Source organism: Nocardia sp. CDC519 (assembly GCF_059509835.1).
Window position 1 is genome coordinate 2667127 of the sequence record NZ_CM183377.1, and the last position, 23781, is coordinate 2690907.

Genomic DNA, 23781 nt, shown 5'->3' on the forward strand with positions numbered 1-23781 from the left:
CCTACGCGGCGGCGGCTGCGCGCGGGCGTGGTCGCCGGAGCGGGTGACCCGCTGCCCGGCCCGGCGCGATCGGCCGGTCGACGCCGCCGCGAGTAGCCGGATGGCCGGGACGCCGGCGGCGTGATCAGCCCGTGCGCAACCAGCGCACCAGGGAGTCGTTCAACGCCGGGTGATCGAAGTAGCCGAAATGGTCGACCGCCGCGCTGGAGTCGACGGCGAGATGGTCGGCGACCGGCAGGGGATGGGTGCCGTCGAGGGCGAGCGCGCCTGCCGTCGGCACCACCAGATCGTTGTCGGCGCGGCCGAAGACCAGGTCTACCCCGCCGTCGCCCGCGATGCGCAGCAGTGACGAGCCCGCGGGTGGTTCATAATTCGCGCCCGCGGTGAAATAGCGCGCGGTGGTGGGATGGCGGCCGGTGAGCTGTTCGGTCAGGAACTGTGCGCTCGGATTCATCGCCATGAGTCCGTCGAGACCTTCCGCGACACCCGCCGCGATCTGCTTCACCAGCGCCAGCACGATATCGAGGGCATCGGTGACGCCGTTGTCTGGCGCCAGCTGCAACAGCGAAGTGAACCGGTTGAGCAGCTGTTCGTGCTTGCCGACGTCGGCCAGTGCGGTGCCCGCGTTCGGGGTGCCGACCAGCACCGCCCGGCCCACCGTCAGGGTGTCGGCTACCTCGGCCAGATCCGGCCGCTCGGTCAGCACCCGCCCCACCAGCCCGCCGCGCGAATGGCAGACGATATCGACGTCCAATCGGGTGCCGCGCTGTCGCAGATACTCGGCGAGCCAGCCGATGTTGTCGACCGGCGTGCGCGAGACCGTCGGATGATCGAAGGCGAGGACCCGGCCTTCGTAGGCGGCGTGCAGTTCCCGCATCGTCGCCACCGGTAGTTCGCCGAAGGCACCGTGCGTCGAACTGAAGGTGCCGTGCAGCAACAACAACGCCCGGCCGGTACCCATCTGCGCCAGCGCCTCGGCGCTCAGCTCGGGGGCGGGCGCGCGGTAATCGTCCGGGCCTGCCGCCCGCAGCCGGTGCGGATGCCGCCTGTTCTCGACGAATTCGGCGAACCGCGCACCCACCCAGCCCGCGCCCTCGCGCACCAACGGGAAGACCAGCACCTTCAAGATCTTGGTGCCGATCGCGCCGGTCAACCCGCGATGCGCACCGGGCGCTTCCGTCGGCCCCACCACCGGGCGTGGGATCCGGTAGGTCAGCACGCCCGGCGCCGCCTGCGGGAAATGCCAGGTGATGGCGCCGTCCTCGGAGGCGTACAGCACCACCTGCCGCCACCCCGGCCCTGGATCGTCGACTTCCATGACGATGTCGTCCGGTCCGCCCGCCGCCCGGGTACCCACCGCGTCGGTGCGTTCCCGCGGATCGAGGATCTCGACGGTGAGATCCTCCTCGATCTCGTTGAGCGCCAACGCCGTCACCAGCGCGTCCGTGGTCTGCTCGGCCCCGCGCGTCCCGGAACCGGCCGCCTCGTGCACGGTGGCCCGCCCCGTCAGGCCGGGCGTGCGCAAGGTGACCCGCCGGTGCACCTGGACCGCGCGGCCGTCCTCATCGAGCAGGAACTCTTCGGGCATGCGCCGTTACCTTTCCGGTGATCTGTTCCGCCGCAGTGTAAGTCGTGGATGACCGAAGGCCAGGTAGCCCAGATGAGTCGGGGTGATCCGGTCGGGATCGGCCGCCACCCGGTCGCGGGTGTATTCGGCGCGGGCGCGCCGCAGCAGCTCGGCCACCGGAACGGGCGGATCGGCGAAGGCGCCGTCGTAGAAGCGGGCCGCCAGCTCGGCGGCGACGGTGTCGTCGATGGTCCACAGCGGTGCGACGACACCGATCGCGCCGGTGCGCAACAGTGCGGTCGCGAATCCGGCGTAGCTGCCGAGAATCGACTGGCCCGCGCCGACCGAACAGGCGTTGAGGTAGATGAATGGGGTGGTGCTGGTATTGCGCAGCCCGCGCACGGCGAGGGCGGTGAGGAAGGACGCGGTGAACCCGTCGCCGCGTGGCTCCAGCAGCACCAGACCGTCTTCCTGGACGGCATCGTCGAACGTGCCGTGCAATGCGACATGCAGCAGATCGACGGGCACCCGGCCTTCGAGGCAGTCGATCACCTGCTCACGCATCGGCGGCAGCGCCGTGACCGGCCCGTACTTCTCGCGGAACCGCACGGCCTCGGCGACCGCGGCGGGCAGCGGAGGGAAGTTCCTGACGCCGTCGTAGTCGGCGGTGAGCACGGCTTGGGCGAATACCGGATGCTCCCGGCACGGGCTCGGCGCCGGCCCTTCCGGCGAAAACGGCCAGCGCGACATGGCCAGATGTGCGCCGAGAAACGGGGCGAGCCCCGCGTACGCGGTGTGCAGCGGAGGGTCGAGCACTGCCAGCTCCCAGGGCACGAACGACTCCTCGGTCAGCCACAGCACCGCAGGCGCTCCGGTCCGGTCGCGTACCAGTTCGCGCAGCGCCGAGCGGATACCGCTGGGCAGCGCCGAGGCCACCAGATCGCCGTAACCCTTCAGGTTGTCGAAGATCGCGACTCCGCGAAACGCCTCGGCCTTGACCAGTCGGCGCGTGTAGGTCGCGAAATCCCGTGCGCTGTGGTCGATACGGCTGCGCCGCTGCGCGTCCGGGATGGCCAGATGTCCGCCGAGGGCATAGGCATCCCAGAGGTAGGTGCCCGGTTCGTCGGCCCGGACGACCACGACAACGAGATCGGGCGGCGCCTCGTCCAGTAGCGAACCGAGGTCGAGCAGCTGACGGGCCGGCGGCGGTGGCGGTGGTGTGGTGGCCAGCCGGCTCGCATTCGGCGCGACGACGAGGACGCGCGAAGCGAGCCCGATGATCCGTCCTTGTTTGCGGAGGATCAGCCGCAGGGTGCGTTCGGCGGTCAGCGACGGATCGGTCAGCGCACGCATGGTGAACGTGTGCCGCGGATACGGATCCGCGAGCGTCACCCGCACAGTGGTATGCGGATCACCGGCGACGACCAGCGATTTCGGGTCGACCAGCAGTTCGATCTCGATCTCGAACTCCGGGTCCGAGGAGTACACGTGCATCTGGCCGGACACCATGGTGGCCATATCGAAGGTCTCCGACAGGCCGACGGTCACCTGGAACGGCTCGTGCGCCACGACGACATCGGGGGCCTCCAGTCGTGGATAGCAGGCGTAGGCCCAGATCTCCTCGTCCGGTTCGCGGTCCGCCGGTGCTGCCTCGTCGTCGGTCGACTGCGTCATCCGCCGCAAACGTTCGGCGGTTTCGCGGGTGTCGTCGGACTCGGCAGGCCCGAGCTGGACTGCCTCCCCGAGCCGGGGGCGGCCGGGCACGCCCGGTACCGCACTGTGGTCCCGCGCCTGTTGTCCGTGCGGCCGGACGAGATCGCGGAGCCTGCGCCTGCGCCGCTTTCTATCGGATCCGTAGGGCGGGGGAGCCGGACGCGGCGCCGAACCCTGGTAGCCCCCGCCCTGCGGGGGCTGCGTGTTCGGTGGGGGCGCCGCGTCGTAGTAGCTGCCCGGGTGTCCGGAAATGGCGCGTACCAGTGCGTTCCGGAACGGCCGATGCATCCGCGCCGTTGCTTGGAGGACCTCGCGCGCGGCGATGCGAGTCGCTTCGGAAGGTTCAGCGCCGGACCTGGTTTCCCGCATCAGCTGGTCGATGGCCGCGTTGCTGCCGAGATCGGTCATGACGAGCTCTCCGACCAAGGTCGATGCGGTGTCGAGCGCCCGGCCACTCAATGCGCCCACCTGTAGCTTGCTGCGCGCCCGCCGGCCCACCGCGTACGCGATCAGCAGGTCGACCACGAGATCGAAATCCACGGGGATCCCTCCTGTCGTGTCTCCTGCCTCGCCGCCGCGCACAGCAGATATGTGTCCGTCGAAGTCTTCCAGAAACGCGCGGCCGTCCAAAGAACCCCGGTGACATCCCCGCGAACGTGCGTTGCGGCGGATCCGCACCCGACGAGGGCGGACCGACCGGGCGGTCCGATAACCCTGCCTACGCCGCTGACGTGCGATAACGGGATACCCTCCGCCGCAACGGATCGCGTTCTGTGAGTCCGCCTTGCCAGTTCGGCGGAGAGTTCGCGGCATTGCTGCTAGGGTGGGCGAGTCGTCGGGTTCCGGGCTGTCGGGCCGGTGCGTTCCGTTGGCTCGGCGGTCGATCGAAGTGCTTGTCCGGCGGTTGCTTTCGGGCAGCCGTCGGGGGTGTTCGATGCTCTGCCGGGTGCCCGACGCGAAACCTCATCCGGCCAGGGGTGCAGTCATGGTCGGGCGTCACGAGGAAGGCGAAACGAAGCGCTGTGGCAGCAGGCTGTGGCATCTTGTGGCGCTCCCTCGAGCCCCGTCAACGAGAGAGCTGATGAATCTGAATATCGCCGTGCTGGTTCCGTGGATCTTGGCTCCTGCTCTCGTCCTCGCGGTGGCCTGGTACGCGGTGCGGGCGGTACGGGAGCAGAAGACCCGCGCCGACGCGCTGGAGCGAGACCTCGGCATCCGCGAAGAGATCCTGGAGCGGTTCGCCACCACCACGCTGCCGTCGCTGACGGAATCCGTGCGCAGGCATGAGCAGCCCGCGAGCATCGTCGAAGTCCCCGAGGGTCTGGAGGATTCGCGATTCGCGCAGGTCATGCGCTGGGTATCGGAACGCATCGCCGAGGACATGCGCGGGATCCAGACCGAGACCAGGGAGAACGCGGTCCGTGAGGCCGAGGAGCAGACCCATCGCGCCATCACCGCGGCCGAGGCGAGCGTGCGCGCCGAAGAGGCCGCCAGGCGCGAGAAGGCCGAAACGGCCGCTCGTGAGGCCACCAGCGCCGCGGTGCGCTCGTTCGGCACCTCGGTGGTCAGCCTCGGCGCCGATGTGAGCCAGGTGGTCAGTGCCGCGCTGCGGGAACACCGCGACGACGACGTCTACGAAACCCTCATCCGCATCGACCACACCGTGCAGCAGATGATCCGCCAGGCGCAGTCCTATGTGATCGTCTGTGGCGGTCTGCCCGGCCGCCGCTGGCCCGCCCAGTCGCTGACCGACGTGGTCGGCGGCGCGATCGGCCGCGTGCGCGACTTCCTGCGGGTGCGTTCGGGTCAGCTGGACCGGGTGGTGATCAGCCGTTCGGTGGAGCCGCTGGTGCACACCCTCGCCGCGCTGATCGACAACGCGCTGCGCTACTCCCCGCCCACCTCCTACGTCGATGTGAGCTTCCAGGAAGGCCATCACGGCGTCACCGTGATCGTCGACGACGCGGGCGTGCGGATGAACGCCGAGCAGATGGAGGAGGCCAGGCAGGTGCTCGCGCACGAGCGCTCGGTCGACATCCACCAGCTCGGACCCGCCCCCAAGGTGGGCTTCCCCGGTATCGCTGCACTGGCCCGCCGGTACGGCTTCACCGTCTACATCGATGGGCCCAACGCCTACGGCGGCATGCGCGCGATGGTGTACATCCCGGAATCGTTGCTGGTCAGCCCGCGGGCCCCGCAGGCAGGCGAGGCCGCGCCGGTCGCTGCGGGCCCGTCGTCGGCGCCTGCGGCGCTGCCCTCGGGGCCGGCAGCCGCTGTGCTGCACGGCGAATCGGCGCCGGCGGGCGCCCGGGTCAGGGAATCCGCGCCGCTGGCCGCCGTCACCAGCATGCCCGCCGCCACTACCGGGCAGTCGACCGCCGTACGTTCGACCACTCTCGGATCGGCCGCGGGGAGCGGCGCGTCCGAGTCGCCGATGCGTTCCACGTTGACGGGGGGCAATGCGATGACGGGGCTGTCCGACCTTCCGGACACCGACGACCGGCCCACGATGACCGACGTCACCACGGGTGGTCTGCCCAAGCGCCGCCGCCGCGCCGTCGCGGTGGTGCCACCGGTCGCTTCGCACGGTTCGAGCACCGAACCGGGCAAGCCCCGGCCCGAGATCGCCGCCGCTTGGCAGAGCGGCTCCAAGAGCGGCCGCGCCGCCGCAACCGACGACACCGAAGGGATGACATCCTGATGGGCTCACCGAGAACTGTTGTCACCGACAGCACCAACAAGCTCGGCTGGTTACTCGAGGACCTCGAGATTCCTGGCGTCCGCTTCGCGGTCCTGCTGTCCGACGACGGGCTGCGGATCGCGCACTCCAGCGGAGTCGCCAAGGACGACGCCGAGCGTTTCGCCGCGGCGGCGTCGGGTCTGCGTTCGCTCGGCAAGGCGCTCGGTGAGTTCTGCGGCGGCACCGGTAACGGCGTGCGGCAGAACATGACCGAGTACGACCAGGGGATGATCCTCATCACCGCGGCCGGCGAGGGCGCCCTGCTGGGAGTTTCCACCACCACCGACATCGACGTGGGCCTCATCGCGCACCGGATGAACGAGCTGGCCGACCGCGTCGGCCACGAACTCGGCAGCCAGCCGCGCGGGAGCGTTGACGGCGGCGAAATGTCATGAGCGGGCCGCGGCGTGATCCCGACCTGGTCCGCGCCTACGTGCGGACCAGGGGACGCTCGCGTCCGACGCGTGAATTGGACCTGGTCACCCTCGTCGTCGCCGTGCAGAAGCCGGGGCCGGGAACGAGCCCCGACGCGCGGCGAGTGGCCGAGGTCTGTGCCCGTGGTGCGCTGTCGATCGCCGAGATAGCCGCCTACCTGGACCTGCCGCCCTCGGTGGTCAAGATTCTCGCCGCCGACCTCCTCGACACCGAACACCTCGCCATACCCACACCGGCCGAATCACTGCCGGAGATAGCTTTGCTCCAGGAGGTTCTCAATGGGCTCCGTGCTCTCCCGGCCTGACCGCACCGTCGACTATGTGCCGGAGACCGTGACCCGATCGGTGAAACTGCTCGTCGCCGGGAATTTCGGCGTCGGCAAGACCACCTTCGTCAGCAGTGTTTCCGAGATCAAGCCGCTTCGCACGGAGGAAACCATCACCCAGGCCAGCGTCGGCATCGACGATATGGCGGGTCTGCCCGGCAAAGTGCAGACAACGGTGGCGATGGATTTCGGGCGCATCACGCTCAATCCCGAACTGGCGCTGTACCTGTTCGGCACGCCGGGGCAGCAGCGGTTCGTGCCGTTGTGGGAGGAGCTGGCCCGTGGTGCGCTCGGCGCGCTGGTCCTGGTCGACACCCGCCGGATCGAGAAGTCCGACGAGGTGCTGTCCGTCCTCGAGGAACGCGGTGTGCCGTACGCGGTGGGCGTCAACGAGTTCGAAGGCGCGAACCGCTTTCCGCTGTCCGAGATCCGGGACGCGCTCGACCTCACCCCGGACACGCCGTTGACCGCTCTGGACGCACGTGACCGAGGCACATGCCTGCGCTCGTTGATCATGCTCGTCGAATTCCTGTTCCATCGACTGGAGTCTCGTCTTTGACAACCCATAACCCCGTCACCGCAGCGCGCGCACCGTTGAGCGGTTGCCCTGTCGCGCACGGATCCCCGATCGATTCCGACGGCCCCCGGGTGTCGCTGTACACCGAGGAGTTCTCCGACGATCCGCACCGCGCCTACCGGGAAATGCGCAAGCGTTTCGGTTCGCTGGTGCCGATCGATCTGGCTCCCGATGTGCCCGCGACCCTGGTGATCGGCTATCAGGAGGCGGTGCGGATCCTCAACGATCCCGATCACTTCCCGGCCGACCCGCGCACCTGGCAGACGAGTATTCCGCCGGATTCGCCGGTCAAGCCGATGATGGAGTGGTATCCGAACGCGCTGCGCAACAGCGGAACGGCACACGCTCGGTACCGGGAGGCCTACGTCGCGGGGATCGACAAGATCGATCTGAACGCGCTGAACGCGACGGTCGAGAAGATCGCGATCCCGTTGATCAACACCTTCTGCGAAAAGGGCTCGGCCGACCTCGTCACCGATTACGCGTTTCCGCTGGTGTTCGAGGTGCTGAACCGGATGGTCGGCTGCTCACCGGAATTGGGTCAGCGGGTGGCCACCGGTATGGCCGCGCTGTTCGACACCGTCAACGCCGAATGGGGGATGAACTACCTCAGCGAGGCGCTGATGGAACTCATCCAGCTCAAGCGGTCGCAGCCCGGCGACGACGTCACCTCGGTGCTGGTATCGCATCCGGCGAATCTGGACGACGAGGAGCTGCTGTCGAATCTGATCAGCTTCTACGGCGCCGGCCTCGAACCGCAGCAGAACCTGATCCTCAACACCCTGCTGCTGATGCTGACCGACGACCGCTTCGGCGGCGACATGCTCGGCGGCAGTCTGTCGACTCGCGACGCGCTCGACGAGGTGTTGTTCAACGACCCGCCGATGGCGAATTTCTGCACCACCTACCCGCGCCAGCCGATCCTGATCGACAACGCGTGGCTGCCCGCACATCAGCCGGTGCTGATCAGCCTGGCCGGCTGCAATACCGATCCGGCGATCCGCGGCGGCGAGCTGGCGGGCAACCGTTCGCATCTGGCGTGGAGCATCGGACCGCACGCCTGCCCCGCGCAGTCGGTGGCGCTGGTGGTGGTGCAGGAGGCCATCGACCAGCTGCTCGACGCGCTGCCGGAGATGCGGCTCGCCGAACCACCGGAGGAATTGTCGTGGCGCCCAGGGCCTTTCCACCGGGCGCTGACGGCACTGCCCGTTGTCTTCCCTGAATCCCCACCGTTGAACATAGGGTAAGGATTGCTGTGATGGAGCGCGAAACGATCGTCCTTGACATGGCGGGCGCTGATACCCACGGGGAGGCCGCGCGGCTTCGTGAGCGTGGACCGGCGGCGCTGGTGGAGCTGCCCAACGGGGTGCCCGCGTGGTCGGTGACCGACGCTGCCGCGCTCAAGAGCCTGCTGGCCGATCCGCGGGTGTCGAAGGATCCCCGGCAACATTGGACGGCGTTCATCAACGGCGAGATCACCCAGGAGTGGCCGCTGTTCCCGTGGATCGCCGTGGACAACATGTTCACCGCCTACGGCACCGAGCATCGGCGGCTGCGCAGGCTGGTGGCGCGCGCGTTCACCGCGCGCCGCACCGCCGCCCTGCGTCCGCGCATCGAACAGATCACCGGCGAACTGCTGGACGCGCTCGCGGCGATGCCCGCCGGCGAGGTGGTCGATCTGCGGGCGCACTACGCCTACCCGGTGCCGATCCGGGTCATCACCGAGATGCTCGGTGTGCCCGAGGCATTGAACGCGGGCCTGCGCACCTGCGTGGACCGGTATTTCGACACCACCATCAGTCAGGAAGCCGCGGGGGCCAACTACGTCGAGATGTACGGGCTGGTCACCGAATTGGTCACCTATCGGCGGGTGAATCCCGGCGACGACCTGACCAGTGCGCTGATCGCCGCACGCGACGAGGAAGACGGCTCGCAGCTGAGCGAGAAGGAACTGGTCGACACGCTGATGCTGGTCATCAACGCCGGGCACGAGACCACGGTCAACCTGCTCGACCAGGCCATCGTCGCGCTGCTGACCCATCCCGAGCAGCGCGCGGCGGTGGAATCGGGCCGGGTGCCGTGGACCGACGTCGTCGAGGAGACGCTGCGGTTCCAGGCGCCGGTCGCGCATCTGCCGCTGCGCTACGCCGTGGACGACATCGAACTCGACGGCGGAGTGCACATCGCCAAGGGCGAGGCGATCCTCGCCTCCTACGCCGCGGCCAGCCGCGATCCGAAGGTGCACGGCGACAGCGCCGACGTCTTCGATCTGGAGCGGAAGAACAAGGATCATCTCGCCTTCGGCTACGGCGCCCACCACTGCCTGGGGTCGCCGCTGGCGCGGATGGAGGGTGAGCTGGCGCTGCCCGCGTTGTTCGCCCGCTTCCCCGGCCTGCGACTGGCCGTTGAAGAGTCCGAATTGCAGCCGGTGGTCAGCTTCGTCTCCAACGGTCATCAGCACCTACCGGTTTATCTGAGCGCGGAGCGGTAACAAGTTTCTTGATGAATCTCAACTGGGCAACGCACCATTCGAACGCGTCCACCGGTTCGTGCCCGGTTCGGCACGTATCTCCGCACGATGCCGATGGGCCGCGGGTTTCGCTGTATTCGGCGGAATTCGCGGCCGATCCGCACGGCGCCTATCGCGAGATGCGCGAGCGCTTCGGACCACTGGTCCCGGTCGAACTGTCACCGGGTATCCACGCGACGCTGGTGATCGGATATCACACGGCCGTGCGGATCCTCAACGATCCCGAGCATTTCCCGGCCGACCCCCGCATGTGGCAGAAGGACATTCCACTCGATTGCCCGGTGCTGCCGATGCTGGAATTCCGCACCACCGCGTTGCGTACCACCGGCGCCGAGCATCTGCGCTATCGCTCGGCGAACACCTGGGCACTGAACCAGGTGGACCTGCACGGCTTGCACGCGACCGTCGCGCGGATCGCGGCGTCGCTGATCAACTCGTTCTGCCAGGACGGCAGCGTCGATCTGATCGGCCAGTACGCCTTCCCATTGACGTTCGCGGTGCTCAACGAGCTGCTGGGCTGCCCGCCCGATATCGGTCAGCGGGTGGCCACCGGGATGGCCGCGATCTTCGAAGGCATCGACGCCGAGCAGGGCAACGCGATGCTGGAGCAGGCACTGGCCGAGCTGACCGAGCGCAAACGCCGCGAGCCCGGCGACGACCTGACCACCCGGCTGTTGCGGCACGAGACCGGGCTGTCGGACGCGGAAATGGTGCAGCAGCTGGTGGTGCTCTACGGGGCAGGCATCGAGCCGCTGCAGAACCTGATCGTCAACACACTGCGGCTGATGCTCACCGACGACCGGTTCGCCGGCAGTGTGCTCGACGGCAGCCTGTCGACCCGCGACGCGCTCGACGAGGTGTTGTTCACCGACCCGCCGATGGCCAATTTCTGTAGCACCTATCCCCGTCAGCCCACCATGGTGGACGGGGTGTGGCTGCCCGCGCACCAGCCGGTGGTGATCAGCATGACCGGCTGCAACAACGATCCGGCGATCAACAACGGGCAGTACGCGGACAACCGTTCGCATCTGGCCTTCAGCGCAGGCCCGCACGCCTGCCCGGCACGATCGGTGGCCTATCTGGTGGCCTGCGACGCGATCGACGAATTGCTGGACGCGCTGCCGGAGCTGGCGTTGGCGATTCCCGCCGAACAGCTCACCTGGCGGCCGGGCCCGTTCCATCGCGCGCTGTCGGCACTGCCCGCGGTCTTCCCGAAATCGCCGCCCCTGCCCACTCACTGACGGGTTCGCGCCCGCGACGTTCGTGCTCGCAATGTGCGTGGCCGCACGCCCTGGTTGCCAGGCGTGAGCCGTCATGTGATGAAGTCTCACAACGAAATACGAGTATTTCTGTTCGCTCGCGGGAGCGCCCGCCGCGACGGTACAGTCGGGCCTGCAGCTGTACACGGGCACCGGGAGTTGCCCGCACGAAGGGGGCGGAGGGTATGTGAGACCGCTGCTGTCGAACGCGGTTCGGGAGCAGGCAGCGGGGCTGTGGACTTCGAGGCTGTGCGCACAGCCGGCCGGAGCCGCCGCCCTCGCCGATCGTTTTTCTCGTGGGCATGGCGTACGGGCGCAGCGGCGCGCCCTGGCCCGCCCCTACGGCGACGACCGACGGTGACCCGGCGCCGTCCGGTCGCTTCTCGCCGAGGTCAGACCTGGAGTTCGTATCGTGACCATGCACCAACTCGCCGACACCGGCCGATCCTGTCCCGTCACCCGGGCCATGCCGATGGATACCGACGGGCCTCGTATCTCGCTCTACGCGGCGGAATTCGCCGCCGACCCGCACCGGGCCTATCGGGAGATGCGGGAACGCTACGGCGCCCTCGTTCCGGTAGAACTGGCGCCCGGCGTCCCCGCCACCCTGGTGATCGGATATCGCACCGCGGTGCGCATCCTCAACGATCCGGACCATTTTCCCGCCGATCCGCGTGTGTGGCAGAAGGATATTCCGCCGGATTGCCCGGTGCTGCCGCTGCTGGAATGGCGCCCGCAAGCCCTGCGCAGCACCGGTGCCGAGCACGCCAGGTACCGGCAGGCCTACACCGAGGCCATCAATGGCGTCGACCTGCACACCCTGCACAGCACGGTCGAAAAGATCGCGATCCCGTTGATCAATACCTTCTGCGAGTCCGGCTCCGCGGAGCTGATCAGCCAGTACGCGTTCCCGCTCACCTTCGCCGTGCTCAACGAAATCCTCGGTTTCCCAGCCGAACTCGGGCAGCGGGTGGCCACCGGCATGCAGGCGATCTTCGACGGTATCGACGCCGAGCGCGGCAATGCGATGATCACCGAAGCGGTGATGGAATTGGTCGCCGATAAACGGGTGAATCCCGCCGACGACATCGCCACCCGGCTGCTGAATCATCCGGCGGCGCTGACCGAGGAAGAGATGATCCATCAGCTGGTCACTCTCTACGGTGCGGGGATCGAGCCGCAGCAGAACCTGATCGTCAACACCGTGCTGTTGATGCTCACCGACGATCGCTTCGCCGGCAGCGTGCTGGGCGGGAGCCTGTCCACCCGCGACGCGCTCGACGAAGTGCTGTTCACCGACCCGCCGATGGCGAACTTCTGCGTGAGCTATCCACGCCAGCCGATCCTCATCGACGGAGTGTGGCTGCCCGCGCATCAGCCCGTGGTGATCAGCATGACCGGCTGCAACAACGATCCCGAGGTCAGCGCCGGCCGCTACGTCGACAACCGTTCGCATCTGTCGTGGAGCGCCGGTCCGCATGCCTGCCCGGCCAAATCGGTGGCCTACCTGGTGGTGCAGGACGCGATCGACCAGTTGCTCGACGTGCTGCCCGAGATGCGATTGGCGGTGCCGCCGGATCAGCTGAGTTGGCGTCCGGGCCCGTTCCACCGTGCACTGGCCGCCATGCCGGTGGTGTTCCCGCCCTCGCCGCCATTGACGGTGCGCTGAGGTTCGGGCCGCTTCCCGCCGCTCCGGGAAGCGGCCCGCCGCGGCGCCGGATGCCGTGACCGATCAGTTGGTTTCGATGTCCCGGTGCCGGAAACCCAACGCGCCCACCACGCACAGCAGCACCGCCACGACCGCGGTGATCAGTACCGGCGCCGCCGCGAAATCCACCGCAGGCACCAGCGGAATATTGTCGAAGGGGGAGATGCTCATCAACCAGTCCGGGAATTTCAGGGTCGCCCCGAACATCAGCACCACGAAGCAGAACGCCAGCGCGATCCAGGCGCCGACGGTGGCCAGCGGCAGAAACCCGAACAACACCACCGTGATTCCGCCCAGCACCCACACCGCGGGCAGGTAGGTCAGCGACGCGCCGAGCAGCGGAAGCAGCTGCGACATGTCCCCGGTCATCGCGCCGTACATCAGCCCCATACCGAACCCGCCGAGGGCGAGCACCACCGCCGAGCCGGCCAGCATGATCACCAGATGCCCGGCCAGCCAGCGCAGCCGCGGCAGATCGGTGGACAGCAGCGGCTCCACCCGCCCGGCCGCTTCCTCCGCGCGCGGGCGCAGGCCGGCGGAGATCGTGTAGGCCGAACCGATCAACGCCAGCAATCCCGCAGACATGGCGTAGAAGGCGTCCACCAGGCTGCCGACGTCCTGCCCGAGCATCTCGCCGAGATCGACGTCGCCGAGCAGATCGCCCACATCGTCGCCGATCGACCCGAAAGCCAGCCCGGCCAGCAGCATCCCGACCGACCAGCCGATGAGCGATCCGCGCTGCAATCGCCAGGCCAGTCCGAACGCACTCCGCAAGGATTCTCCCGCGCGCGCCGGCCCGGGGCGCGGCGGCAGCACGCCTGCACCGAAATCGCGATGATCGAGCACCCGCCGCGCTGCCAGCGTGATCGCGACGGCCACCGCGAGCGAGAGCAGTGCGGGCCACCAGACCTCGCCGTCGTAGGGCCGCATGGCCTGCCCCCAGCCCAGCGGTGACAACCACGACAACACCCCGTTACCCACATCGCCGACCGCGCGCAGCACGTACGACACCGCGATCGCGGCCCCGGTGAGGCCGTAGACCGCGCGGGTGCTCTCGGTGAGCTGGGCCGCCAGCAATGCGATGGCCATGAACACCAGACCGGCGCAGGTGGCGCCGACACCGAGTGCGATCGAACCGGCCGCGGGCAATCCGTAGGAGATCAGGCTCAACGCCACGGCCACGCCGTAGACCAGGTTGGCCAGCACCGCGAGGATGGTCGCGCCGGTGAACCCGGCGTGCCTGCCGACCACGCCGGAACGGATGAGCTCGTCGCGGCCGGTCTCCTCGTTGGCGCGGGTATGCCTGCCGATCAGGAACATACTCATCAACCCGGCGACGATCATCCCGAAAGCGCTGGCCTGGAACGCCACTTGGCCGCCGATGGTGTCGAGCACCCGGGGCGGGCCCGCCATGGCCACCATGGCGGCATTGCCCTGCATGCTGGCCGCGACCCGGTCCAGATCGGCCTGGGTCGGATAGGCGACGTCCACGCCGACGGCCTGCGAGTAGTAGACGAAGGTGCCGCCGAGTAGCCAGCAGGCCAGCGCGATGCGTTCCCGGCGCAGGAAGAAGCGGGTGAGGATACCGGTGCCGGTGAGCGTCGTCGTGGTCATGATTCCTGCACTCCCGAGGCCGCGAGCTCGTCACCGTAGTGGCGCAGGAACAGCTCTTCGAGGGTTGGTGGCTGGCTGGTGAGGGTACGGATACCAAAGCCGGTGAGGTGGCTGATGGCCGCGTCCAGATCGACGGTGTCGACCTGGAACCGGGCGCGATTGCCCTCGACCACCAGATCGTGCACGCCTGCGAGCTCGTCCAGCCCGCTGGGCGGGCGGGTGGTCTCGCAGGCGATCGAGGTGCGGGTGAGGTGGCGCAGGTCGGCGAGGCTGCCGGATTCGATGGCCTTGCCGTGGCGGATGATCGTTACCCGATCGCACAGTGCCTCGACCTGGGCCAGGATATGGCTGGACAGCAGGACGGTACGGCCGTGTTGTTTCACCACCTCGTCGATGCATTCCTGGAAGACCGCTTCCATGAGCGGGTCGAGTCCCGAGGTCGGTTCGTCGAGCATGAGCAACTCCACGTCCGAGGCCAGCGCCGCCACCAGCGCCACCTTCTGCCGGTTGCCCTTGGAGTAGGTGCGGCCCTTCTTCGTCGGGTCCAGATCGAATCGCTCCAGCAGTTGCGCGCGGCGCTTTTCGTCCAGTCCGCCGCGCAGTGTGCCCATGAGATCGATGACCTCGCCGCCGGTGAGGTTGGGCCACAGGTTCACATCGCCGGGCACGTAGGCCAGCCGCCGATGCAGTTCGGCGCCGTGCTGCCACGGGTCACCGCCCAGCAGCGTGGCGGTGCCGCTGTCGGCGCGCAAGAGACCGAGCAGAACTCGGATGGTGGTCGATTTGCCGGCGCCGTTGGGACCGAGGAAGCCGTGCACCTCACCGGTGGTGACGTGGAGGTCGAGCCCGTCCAGCGCGCGGGTGCGGCCGAAAGTCTTGACCAGGTTGGTGATATCGATTGCCGCAGACATGTTTCAACGGTAGCGACGCGTGCACGTCGATGCGGGTCAACGGGAATCACCGGTGTGGCGGCGTACCGGGCTGCCTGCGTGCGTGGCTGCTCGATCGGTGCCGCAGCCATCGTCGTCCTTCGCCGCGGCGGCGCGGGCCGGGATGACCGGCCGTTCACACACCGCGCTCCGACCGGCCGTGGGACCGAGTGATCGACGCCACAAGTTGAGAGCCACGGTTAACTTACCCTATAGTAAGTTATCGCGTTGCCGAGGTTGAAAGGCGTAGAGGGGCTCACATGGTGTCGCTAGTGGGGGATCTACCGCGCGCTGCGCGCAATATCTGGTCGCTGTCGTTCGGTGACGGTATCGAGCCGTACGCGCCCACGCCGTCGACGGTCGTCTACGACGAACCGCACCGCTGCCTGCGCCGGTTCGATCGCGACGAACCGTCCACCCAGCGCCCGGTGCTGCTGGTGCCGCCGCTGGCGGTCACCCCCGCCTGCTTCGATCTGCGCGACGGGCAGAGCTTCGTGCAGTTCCTGCTGGAAACCGGCAGGCAGCCCTACGTCATCGACTACGGCCAGATGACCTACGCCGACCGTGACCTCGGGCTGGAGGAATGGACCCACGACATCGTCCCGACCGCGATCCGGCGGGTCAGCCAGGAGCACGACGGCGCGGACGTCGAGGTCATCGGCTGGTCGCTGGGCGGCATCCTCGCCGTACTGGCCGGCGCCGGGCACGCGGATCTGCCGATCGCCTCGATCACCGCCATCGCCCCGCCGTTCGATCAGCGTAAAACCGTGACGGTGGCGCCGCTGCGAATGCTCGGTGCGGTCACCGGTGGTCGCGAAGTCGATTTGGCCACCCGGGTATTCGGCGGGATCCCCAGCTACATCGTGCGCACCGGGTTCCGGGTGCAGGCCTTCCAGCGTGAGCTCACCCGCCCGCTGTTCGTGGCGCGCAACATCCTGGACGAAGACGCGCTGGCCCGGATGGAGGCCATCGACCGGTTCATGGCGATGATGCCCGGCTATCCCGGCCGGCTCTACCGGCAGATCCACCGATCGTTCATCCTGCGCAACGAGCTGGTCACCGGCACCATCCGGTTGCGGTCGGATCTGGTGGTCGAAACCGCGAAACTCACCTGCCCGGTGCTGATTCTGGGCAGCCGGACCGACTTGGTCGTGCCCGCGGCCGCGGCCCGGGCCGGGCTCGACGTGCTCACCGGTGCGGAGGTGCGGTTCGAGGAGGTTCCCGGCGGTCATCTGGGCATCCTGGCCGGGCCGGCGGCGCGCGAGACGACCTGGCGCGTGATCGACGAGTTCCTGGCTCGCTGAGCGGCTCGGCGAACGGCTCAGGTCGCGGCGCGCAGGAGCCGCTCGCCCAGCTCACGGCAGCGGTCGCGGAATTCGACGGGCTCCTCGATGGTGAAATCGGCCCCGGTCAGGGCGAGTTGGAGTACGAGCCATTCGAACGAATCCACCCGGGTGACCACCCGCGACTGGTCCGCGCCGAGCGCTTCGATATCGCAGTCCTGGAATTTCAGCGCGTCGCGAATCGTCGCGGCGGGAGCGTCGACGACGGCGACCGCGCGATACCTGCGGGCGGTGAGCCCGGCCCGTAGGTACGCGATACCGGATTCGGCCGGTAGTGGGCGCGGGGTGAACCGGGCACCGGTGGCCACGGCGTCGGTGATGCGGTCCAGCCGGAAGGTGCGCCAGTCGGCGCGATCGAGATCCCAGGCCAGCAGATACCAGCGCAGATGCAGGTTGACCTGGCGATACGGTTCCACCCGCCGGGTCGAGCGCGCGCGCGACTTATCGATGTAGTCGAACCGGACCCGCTCGTGTGCGCCTGCGGCGGCCCCGAGCAGGGCCAGCAGTTCGGCGTCGACCGCGGGCGCGATGAGCGGAGCCGCCTCGAGCGACGCGCGTACGGCTTCGGCACGCAATCGCAGCCGGGTGGGCAGGAACTGGTCGATCTTGCCGAAGGCCCGGTCGGCGGCGGCGCCGATATCGGTGTGCGCGTTGGCCGGCGGTTCGTCGGTGCCGGTGGCGCCGAGCAGGGCCAGCGCGATGAGGGTGGCGACCGCCTCGTCGTCGTCGAGGAGCAGCGGGGGCAGTGTGCGCCCGGCCGCCAGCTGGTAGTAGCCCGTCGGCCCCGGCTGGGTGGTGACCGGGTACCCGTAGCTGCGCAGCCGATCGATATCGCGGCGCAGCGTGCGGGCGCTCACGCCCAATCTGGCCGACAGATCCCGGCCGCTGTAGCGTCGCCCGGTCTGCAAGGTGGCCAGCAGTTCCAGCATCCGGCCGGTGGTATCGGACATAGCTCCATTGTCCGCCGATTGCGGTCAAGATCCGTCCGCATCTGGGCCTACCGTCGACAGTGTGACTCGATCAGCTACCGCACCGACCCGATCGGCGACCGCACCGGAGCGCGCGATCCGCATCCGGGCAGCACGGACCAATAATCTGCGTGAGGTCGATATCGACATCCCGCGCGGACAGCTCGTGGTCTTCGCCGGGGTGTCCGGTTCGGGTAAATCGTCGCTGGTGTTCGACACCATCGCCGCCGAAGCCGGATATCAGCTCAACGAGACCTATCCGCCGTTCGTGCGCAATCGCCTGCCGCGCTGGAGCAGGCCGGACGTCGGCGCGATCGACGGACTCTCACCGGTGGTGGTGATCGACCAGAAGCGCCTCGGCGGCAACGCCCGCTCCACCGTCGGCACCATCACCGACGCCTACACCTACCTGAGGTTGCTGTACTCCCGGGCCAGTGAGCCGTATGTGGGCGAGTCCAACCACTTCTCGTTCAACGATCCGGCGGGCATGTGCCCGGCCTGCGCGGGACTGGGCGAGACCCTGGCCACCGACGTGGAGCGGGTGCTCGACCTGGACAAGTCCCTGGAGCAGGGCGCGATCCTGCTGCCCGGCTTCGGCAACGGCCAGTACTGGTACAAGCAGTACGCCGATATCGGATCCTTCGATCCGGCGACGCCGCTGCGCGAGTGGACACCCGACGAACGTGCGGCCCTGCTCTACGGCGGCGCGGCGGCCGCGCGGCTCGGCACCCGTCCACCCAAGGACTACGAGGGGGTCGTGGAACGGTTCGAGCGGATCTACCTGCACACCGCCGATGAGATGTCGGAACGCAAACAGGCGGTGGTGCAACGCTTCACGCGCACCGAGCGGTGCCGCGAGTGCGACGGCGAACGGCTCACAGCCGCGGCCCGCACCGCGACCGTGCTCGGCCACACCATCGTCGAACTCGGGCGAATGGAGATCGACGAGCTGGTCGAGGTCGTCGGGGGAGTGCGCGAACCGGCCGTGCGGCCCGTGGTGGACGCCTTGCGCGAGCGACTCGGCGCCCTGGTCGCCATCGGACTCGGCTATCTGACGTTGTCGCGCCCGACGCTGACGCTGTCCGGCGGCGAATCCCAGCGCATCAAGACCATCCGGCATCTGGGCAGCAGCCTCACCGAAATGCTGTACATCTTCGACGAACCCACCATCGGGCTGCACCCGCATGACGTGCGCGCGATGACCGAACTGCTGAAACGCTTGCGTGACAAGGGCAATGCGGTGCTCGTGGTCGAACACGATCCGGACGTGCTGCGGATCGCCGATCAGATCGTCGAGATCGGGCCGGGCGCTGGCACCGACGGCGGGCGGGTGGTGTTCCAGGGCGGATTCGACGAGCTGCTGCGCGCCGACACCCCGACCGGGCGTGGCCTGCGTCAGCAGCGCACCCCCCGAACGCCACGAACCGCCGCGGGAAAGATCCGCATCGAGAACGCCACCCGCAACAACCTCGCCGGGCTCGACGTCGACATCCCGACCGGCGTACTCACCGTGTTCACCGGCGTGGCCGGTTCCGGCAAATCCAGCCTCGCCGCCGAACTCGCCGCACAGCATCCGGCCACCGTCGTCGACCAGCGCCCGGTGAGTACGAACCGGCGCTCGACGCCGATCACCTACACCGGGATCGCGCCCGCCATCCGCCAGCTGTTCGCCCGTCGTCATGCGGTGCCGGCCGCGCTGTTCAGCGCCAACTCCACCGGCGCCTGCCCGGCCTGCAAGGGTCTCGGGGTGATCTACACCGATCTGGCGTTCATGGACGGTCAGGAGGTGGTCTGCGAAACCTGCGGTGGACGGCGGTTCACCGAGGAAGTGCTCGGCTACCGCGTCGACGGTCTCTCGATCGCCGATATCGACGAGCTGACCGTCGATGAGGCATTGCGACGGCTGAGCACCCCCGCGATCACCAAGGCGCTCGGCCATATCGCCGACGTCGGCCTCGGCTATCTGCGGCTGGGCCAATCACTGACCACGCTGTCCGGCGGGGAATGCCAGCGCCTGAAGATCGCCAAGGAGCTGGCCGCCCGCGCCGAGCACACCCTCTACATTCTCGACGAGCCGACCACCGGTCTGCACCTGTCCGATATCGACACCCTGCTCGCGGTGCTGGACGCCTTGGTCGGCAAGGGCGACACGGTGGTCGTCATCGAACACAACCTAGAGGTGATCCGGCGCGCCGACCGGATCGTCGACCTCGGGCCGGGGCCCGGTCGGCGCGGCGGCCGGATCATCATCGAGGGCACCCCCGAGCAGCTGGCCGCCTGCGCCGAGTCGGCCACCGGACGGGCACTGCGCGAAGCGATCGGGTGATTCCCGGCGACGACCCCGCCGGACGCCATCGAGCCGGCGGACGGCTCGGTCAGGAGGCCGAGCGGGCGATGATCACCGGGCACTCGGCGGCGTGCAGCACCGCCTGGCTGACCGAGCCGAGCGTCATGCCGACGAACCCGCCGCGGCCATGGCTACCGACCACCAGCAGCCGAGCCTCCGCCGCGGTATCGATCAGCAGCCGCGCGGGCCGCTCCTCGGCGACCACCTGGCGCACGGTGACCTCGGGGTAGCGGGTGCGCCACGGTGCCAGGGCATCGGCCAGTCTCGACTCGGCCTCGGCCGCGAGCTCGGCTCGGGACAAGTAGCGATAGAACTCCGACCACGCCGTCACCGCCACCAGTTCCGCACCGCGGCGGGCGGCCTGGTCGAAGGCGACGGCGATGGCGTGCACGCTGCTCGGCGAACAATCGGTACCGACCACCACCGGACCGTGCGCGCGCTCGGCGAACTCCGGGATCACCGCGACCGGGCAGTGCGCGTGCCGGGCCAGCGAGGTGCTCACCGAACCGAGCAGTCCGCGCCGCAGTGCGCCGAGACCACGGGTGCCGACGACCAGAATCCTGGCCGTGCTGGAGCGTTCACGCAGCAGCGGGACGGGCGCGGCTTCCCGCACGAGGGTCTCGATCTCGATCGGGCCGATGGGCGCGGCCGCGGCGGTGGCGATCTCACGGGCTTCGGCCAGCGCCTCCTGCCCGGCCTTGCGGTAGCTCTCGGCGTCGATCGGCGCATAGCCGAGGGTGGGGCCCACGTCGATCGGCACACCGATCGCGTACACGATGTGCAGCGGGCTGCCGTGGCGGGCGGCATCGGCAGCGGCCCAGCGCACCGCCCCGATGGCGGATCGGGAGCCGTCGGCGCCGACGACGACCGGTGCGCTGTCAGTGGACATGGCCTGCTCCTCAGTGCGCGGTGCGCTCGACGGTGAAGAACTCGGTGACCGGGCGCCGGGGTGTGGGCGGCTGCTCCGGCTCCTCGGGCGCGGCGCCGATGCGCACCACCACCTGCGGCACGGCCGGTCGTGGAATCAGTCCGGCGATGATGCGCCGGCTCGACGGCAATTCGGTGATGTGGGTGAGCGGACAGGTCGCCAGCCCGGCCGCGGTGCATTCCAGCAGCACGGCCGATAGGGCCTCGCCGGTGCGCAGCCACGGCAGCGGAGCGTCCTCGGGGGAACTGAGTACCGCCAGCCGGGCGTGATCGTCGAGCTCGCCGCGCCGCAGCGAGCGAGGCCCGGCCGGGAAATCGCGCCCGACGCCGACCTGCGCGAGTTCCGCGTTCGAGGCCAGCGCAGTCGCCGGGATCCCGTCCAGGTTGGCGCTGTTGCCCGCCCACCAGTGCAATTCGTGCTGGTAATGCGGATCGTGGCGGCGCAGGGCCGAGGACTGTTCCGAGGCCGCGGCCAGGCGCGGCCGCGCCGCATCGTCGAGCTCGTCGAAGGCGATATCGAAGGCCGAGACCAGGGTGCGCACCCCGGGGCCGACCTCGTCCCAGCGCGGTGGTGCGAGCATCGGCAGCCGGTCGGTGTGGCGCCGATCGATCGCACGGGCGAGGGCGAGCAGCCGCTGCGGCGGGTCCGGCCAGGGCCGGAACTCGACCGTCGCCAGCTGGTCGCGGTGCGCCGGGTCGGGCAGCCGGGTGATATCGGTGTGCCAGCCGCGCGCGGCGAACGCGGTGCTCACGTGGTGCAGCATCGCGCCGCAGCTGATCACCAGTTGCCTGGCCTGGGGATCGGCCGAATGCAGCCTGCGTTCGCCGTCGCCGTAGAGGTGGAGCCGGGTTCCGTCGAAGACCCAGCGCCAGGGCTGGGTGTTGTGCACCGACGGCGCCCGGCAGGCCAGCCGCAACGCGGCCAGCACTGTCGGATGCTCGGGGATCCGAACTTCGTCGATGTTGGTCATATCTGCGAGTGTGCTCCTCCCGCAGGTGCCTGACCAGGGTCGTCGGTCCGCATGTCGGACACCGCGACGCCGGGCCCCGTCGAGCGGTACGGCTGCCGCGCAGCTGACCGCGCGGAGTCGAACGAGTGCCGCAGGCTCAGGCGATGGGACTGATCCCGGTGATGAGCGTGCGTCCGCCGACCGTGGCGGTGGTGACGAGCTGAGGGTTGTAGGTGATCGGCTGGGTCTGCGGCCGGTACTCGGTGACGACGACGGTGTACTGACCGACGAAGGCGCCGGGACTGATCGCGAGGCAATGGGTGGTACCCGCGGGCACCGAATCGATGCCGCGCTGGATATCGGCCGCCGAGGGCACGGCCGCACCGGGAGCGACGACGGTACGGGCCTGCTCCCCTGAGCGCGCGACGTAGAACGCGTGCTGGAAGGCGAAGATGGCCGCCGTCCCGGAATCGTCCCCACCGGCGGCATTGCCCTGGATCCGGTTCCCCACCCGTTCCGGCGCACACGCGGCCGGATCGCCGGACGGCGCCGGAATCACCAGATCCGGCCGAGCCCGCGCGGGCGCGGCATCGGTGTCCGGTCCACCGAACCGCACATACGCCGCGGCCAGCAGGGCGCCGGCGCCGAGCAGGCCGAGCATCAGTGTGGCCACCCGGCGTAGTCCGTGACGGCGTTCGATCGGCTCGGGGCGGCCGATCCGCCGCGGCGGGCCCTGGCCGGGCGGTGCGGGCCGGCCGGGCGCGATCTTCTTCGGCGCGGGCAGCGACGACATCCAATCGGCCCATTCGCCCACATAGTCGGCGTTCGCGCCGCTCGTTTCGGACGGCGCTTCGTCCCCGCGCGCACTGTCCCGTCGATCCATAACGCCCCCACCTTCGTCAGGTTCTTCCGTCAGGTCCACCTATTTGTACTGGACCGACGGTGCGATGGGGGCTCACGACACCCGCCCGGGCGGTCGTCCGACCTGCCCGGCGCGTGGTGCGGTGGTCACCAGTGCGTGGTGACCGGGTCGCCGATGCCGACGTTCTCGTAGTACCAGGCCGCGTCGCCGGGGGCGAGGTTGATGCAGCCGTGGCTGACGTTGGCATTGCCCTGCGAGTCGACCGACCAGGGTGCCGAATGGACGAACACACCGCTCCAGGTCAGGCGCACCCCGTACTCACCATCGATCAGATAGCCCTCGGGCGAATCCAATGGGATGCCGATGGTGCGCGAGTCGAAGACGACGTGCCGGAACTTCTCCAGCACCGGGAAGGTACCGGTCGGGGTCTCCCAGCCGGGCTTACCCATCGAGGCGGGCATCACCCGCACCACCTGACCGCCGATGCTGACGGTGAAGGTGTGCGCCGACATGTCCGCATCGGCGACGACACCGGCGTTGGTGGCGAACTCGGTGCGGACCTGATCGCCGAAGCGCACACCGATGGTGGCGTTCGCGGGCAGGTACCCGGTGGGTGTCCAGGTCAGTTGCCTGGCGCCGGCCCAGGAGAAGGTGCCGGTCAGTGGCCGGTCGGCGGTGATCGCCAGCGCGCGCTCGGCGGCTGCCCGATCGGCGACATCGCTGTCGAATCGAACCGTCACCGGATGGGCGATGCCGACCGTGCGTCCGCCGGAGGGCGTGATGGAGGCGACCGTACCGATATCCGCGCCGGGCGGAGATCGGTCGATCATCATGGTGTTCGCCGCGCCCGAACCGACCATGGCCAATGCCATGATCGCGGCGGCCAGAAACAGGTGCCGAACTACGCTTCGCATGGCTCCACCCCCTTCGAGACGGTGTGGTGGGCAGAAGTCCAGTCTAGGCGCGCATGATCAACTACGACACCGG

At 68.9% G+C, this 23781-nt stretch carries 19 protein-coding genes; 10 read left to right on the forward strand and 9 right to left on the reverse strand.

Annotated features, from left to right (window positions below):
* Positions 1-124 precede the first annotated feature (124 nt).
* Together AC5W7N_RS12000 and AC5W7N_RS12005 are read right to left on the reverse strand one after the other, a co-directional pair.
* A complete protein-coding gene (locus AC5W7N_RS12000) occupies positions 125-1588 on the reverse strand; it encodes an esterase/lipase family protein (RefSeq protein ID WP_195019590.1) in 1464 nt (487 codons plus the stop codon).
* A gap of 6 nt (positions 1589-1594) precedes the next feature.
* On the reverse strand, positions 1595-3820 hold the full coding sequence (locus AC5W7N_RS12005; protein ID WP_195019589.1) for a CHAT domain-containing protein: 2226 nt from the start codon (positions 3818-3820) through the stop codon (positions 1595-1597).
* A 541-nt stretch (positions 3821-4361) separates the two neighbouring features.
* On the opposite strand from AC5W7N_RS12005, the gene AC5W7N_RS12010 reads away from it, so the two are divergent.
* The 8 genes from AC5W7N_RS12010 (at position 4362) to AC5W7N_RS12045 (ending at position 12815) form a co-directional block, all read left to right on the forward strand.
* Positions 4362-5981 (forward strand): ATP-binding protein, encoded by a 1620-nt coding sequence (locus tag AC5W7N_RS12010; RefSeq protein WP_163815512.1) that lies wholly within the window; start codon positions 4362-4364, stop codon positions 5979-5981.
* The gene (locus tag AC5W7N_RS12015; RefSeq protein ID WP_036536188.1) at positions 5981-6415 is read left to right on the forward strand and encodes a roadblock/LC7 domain-containing protein; all 435 of its coding nucleotides are present in this window, start codon (positions 5981-5983) and stop codon (positions 6413-6415) included. Before AC5W7N_RS12010 ends, AC5W7N_RS12015 begins: the two co-directional genes overlap by 1 nt.
* On the forward strand, positions 6412-6759 hold the full coding sequence (locus AC5W7N_RS12020) for a DUF742 domain-containing protein (RefSeq protein WP_036536190.1): 348 nt from the start codon (positions 6412-6414) through the stop codon (positions 6757-6759). Before AC5W7N_RS12015 ends, AC5W7N_RS12020 begins: the two co-directional genes overlap by 4 nt.
* Complete coding sequence (locus tag AC5W7N_RS12025; protein WP_163815506.1) at positions 6734-7339, forward strand: GTP-binding protein; 606 nt, start codon at positions 6734-6736, stop codon at positions 7337-7339. Before AC5W7N_RS12020 ends, AC5W7N_RS12025 begins: the two co-directional genes overlap by 26 nt.
* On the forward strand, positions 7336-8604 hold the full coding sequence (locus AC5W7N_RS12030; protein ID WP_163815504.1) for a cytochrome P450 family protein: 1269 nt from the start codon (positions 7336-7338) through the stop codon (positions 8602-8604). Before AC5W7N_RS12025 ends, AC5W7N_RS12030 begins: the two co-directional genes overlap by 4 nt.
* Before the next feature lie 11 nt (positions 8605-8615).
* Positions 8616-9848 carry a cytochrome P450 family protein gene (locus AC5W7N_RS12035; RefSeq protein WP_195007060.1) on the forward strand — a complete coding sequence of 411 codons (1233 nt, stop codon included), beginning with the start codon at positions 8616-8618 and terminating at the stop codon, positions 9846-9848.
* A gap of 11 nt (positions 9849-9859) precedes the next feature.
* Entirely contained in the window at positions 9860-11128 is a 1269-nt protein-coding gene (locus AC5W7N_RS12040; protein WP_194992511.1) for a cytochrome P450, read from the forward strand.
* Between the two features lie 436 nt (positions 11129-11564).
* Positions 11565-12815: a cytochrome P450 gene (locus tag AC5W7N_RS12045; RefSeq protein ID WP_175585974.1), complete on the forward strand. Its 1251-nt coding sequence runs from the start codon at positions 11565-11567 to the stop codon at positions 12813-12815.
* A gap of 63 nt (positions 12816-12878) precedes the next feature.
* Here the strand turns inward: AC5W7N_RS12045 and AC5W7N_RS12050 are convergent, their stop codons facing one another.
* A complete protein-coding gene (locus AC5W7N_RS12050; protein ID WP_195007061.1) occupies positions 12879-14468 on the reverse strand; it encodes an ABC transporter permease in 1590 nt (529 codons plus the stop codon).
* Positions 14465-15379: an ABC transporter ATP-binding protein gene (locus AC5W7N_RS12055; RefSeq protein ID WP_194992680.1), complete on the reverse strand. Its 915-nt coding sequence runs from the start codon at positions 15377-15379 to the stop codon at positions 14465-14467. Before AC5W7N_RS12055 ends, AC5W7N_RS12050 begins: the two co-directional genes overlap by 4 nt.
* A 278-nt stretch (positions 15380-15657) precedes the next feature.
* Between AC5W7N_RS12055 and AC5W7N_RS12060 the strand changes: the two genes are divergently transcribed.
* Positions 15658-16701 carry an alpha/beta fold hydrolase gene (locus tag AC5W7N_RS12060; RefSeq protein ID WP_194992679.1) on the forward strand — a complete coding sequence of 348 codons (1044 nt, stop codon included), beginning with the start codon at positions 15658-15660 and terminating at the stop codon, positions 16699-16701.
* 17 nt (positions 16702-16718) lie between these two features.
* Here AC5W7N_RS12060 and AC5W7N_RS12065 read toward each other — a convergent pair whose 3' ends face one another.
* Positions 16719-17690, reverse strand: a complete 972-nt coding sequence (locus AC5W7N_RS12065; RefSeq protein WP_490724111.1) for a helix-turn-helix transcriptional regulator — start codon at positions 17688-17690, stop codon at positions 16719-16721.
* 61 nt (positions 17691-17751) lie between these two features.
* Here AC5W7N_RS12065 and AC5W7N_RS12070 point away from each other — a divergent pair, with 61 nt between their 5' ends.
* Entirely contained in the window at positions 17752-20034 is a 2283-nt protein-coding gene (locus AC5W7N_RS12070) for an ATP-binding cassette domain-containing protein (protein ID WP_280498663.1), read from the forward strand.
* A 49-nt stretch (positions 20035-20083) separates the two neighbouring features.
* Here AC5W7N_RS12070 and AC5W7N_RS12075 read toward each other — a convergent pair whose 3' ends face one another.
* The 4 genes from AC5W7N_RS12075 to AC5W7N_RS12090 all read right to left on the reverse strand — a co-directional run bounded on the left by AC5W7N_RS12075 (position 20084) and on the right by AC5W7N_RS12090 (position 23708).
* Entirely contained in the window at positions 20084-20944 is an 861-nt protein-coding gene (locus AC5W7N_RS12075) for a universal stress protein (RefSeq protein WP_194991959.1), read from the reverse strand.
* 10 nt (positions 20945-20954) lie between these two features.
* Positions 20955-21953 (reverse strand): Acg family FMN-binding oxidoreductase, encoded by a 999-nt coding sequence (locus AC5W7N_RS12080; RefSeq protein WP_194991958.1) that lies wholly within the window; start codon positions 21951-21953, stop codon positions 20955-20957.
* Between the two features lie 136 nt (positions 21954-22089).
* On the reverse strand, positions 22090-22815 hold the full coding sequence (locus AC5W7N_RS12085) for a DUF8176 domain-containing protein (RefSeq protein WP_194991957.1): 726 nt from the start codon (positions 22813-22815) through the stop codon (positions 22090-22092).
* A gap of 125 nt (positions 22816-22940) precedes the next feature.
* Positions 22941-23708 (reverse strand): L,D-transpeptidase, encoded by a 768-nt coding sequence (locus AC5W7N_RS12090; RefSeq protein ID WP_194991956.1) that lies wholly within the window; start codon positions 23706-23708, stop codon positions 22941-22943.
* Between the last annotated feature and the right edge of the window lie 73 nt (positions 23709-23781).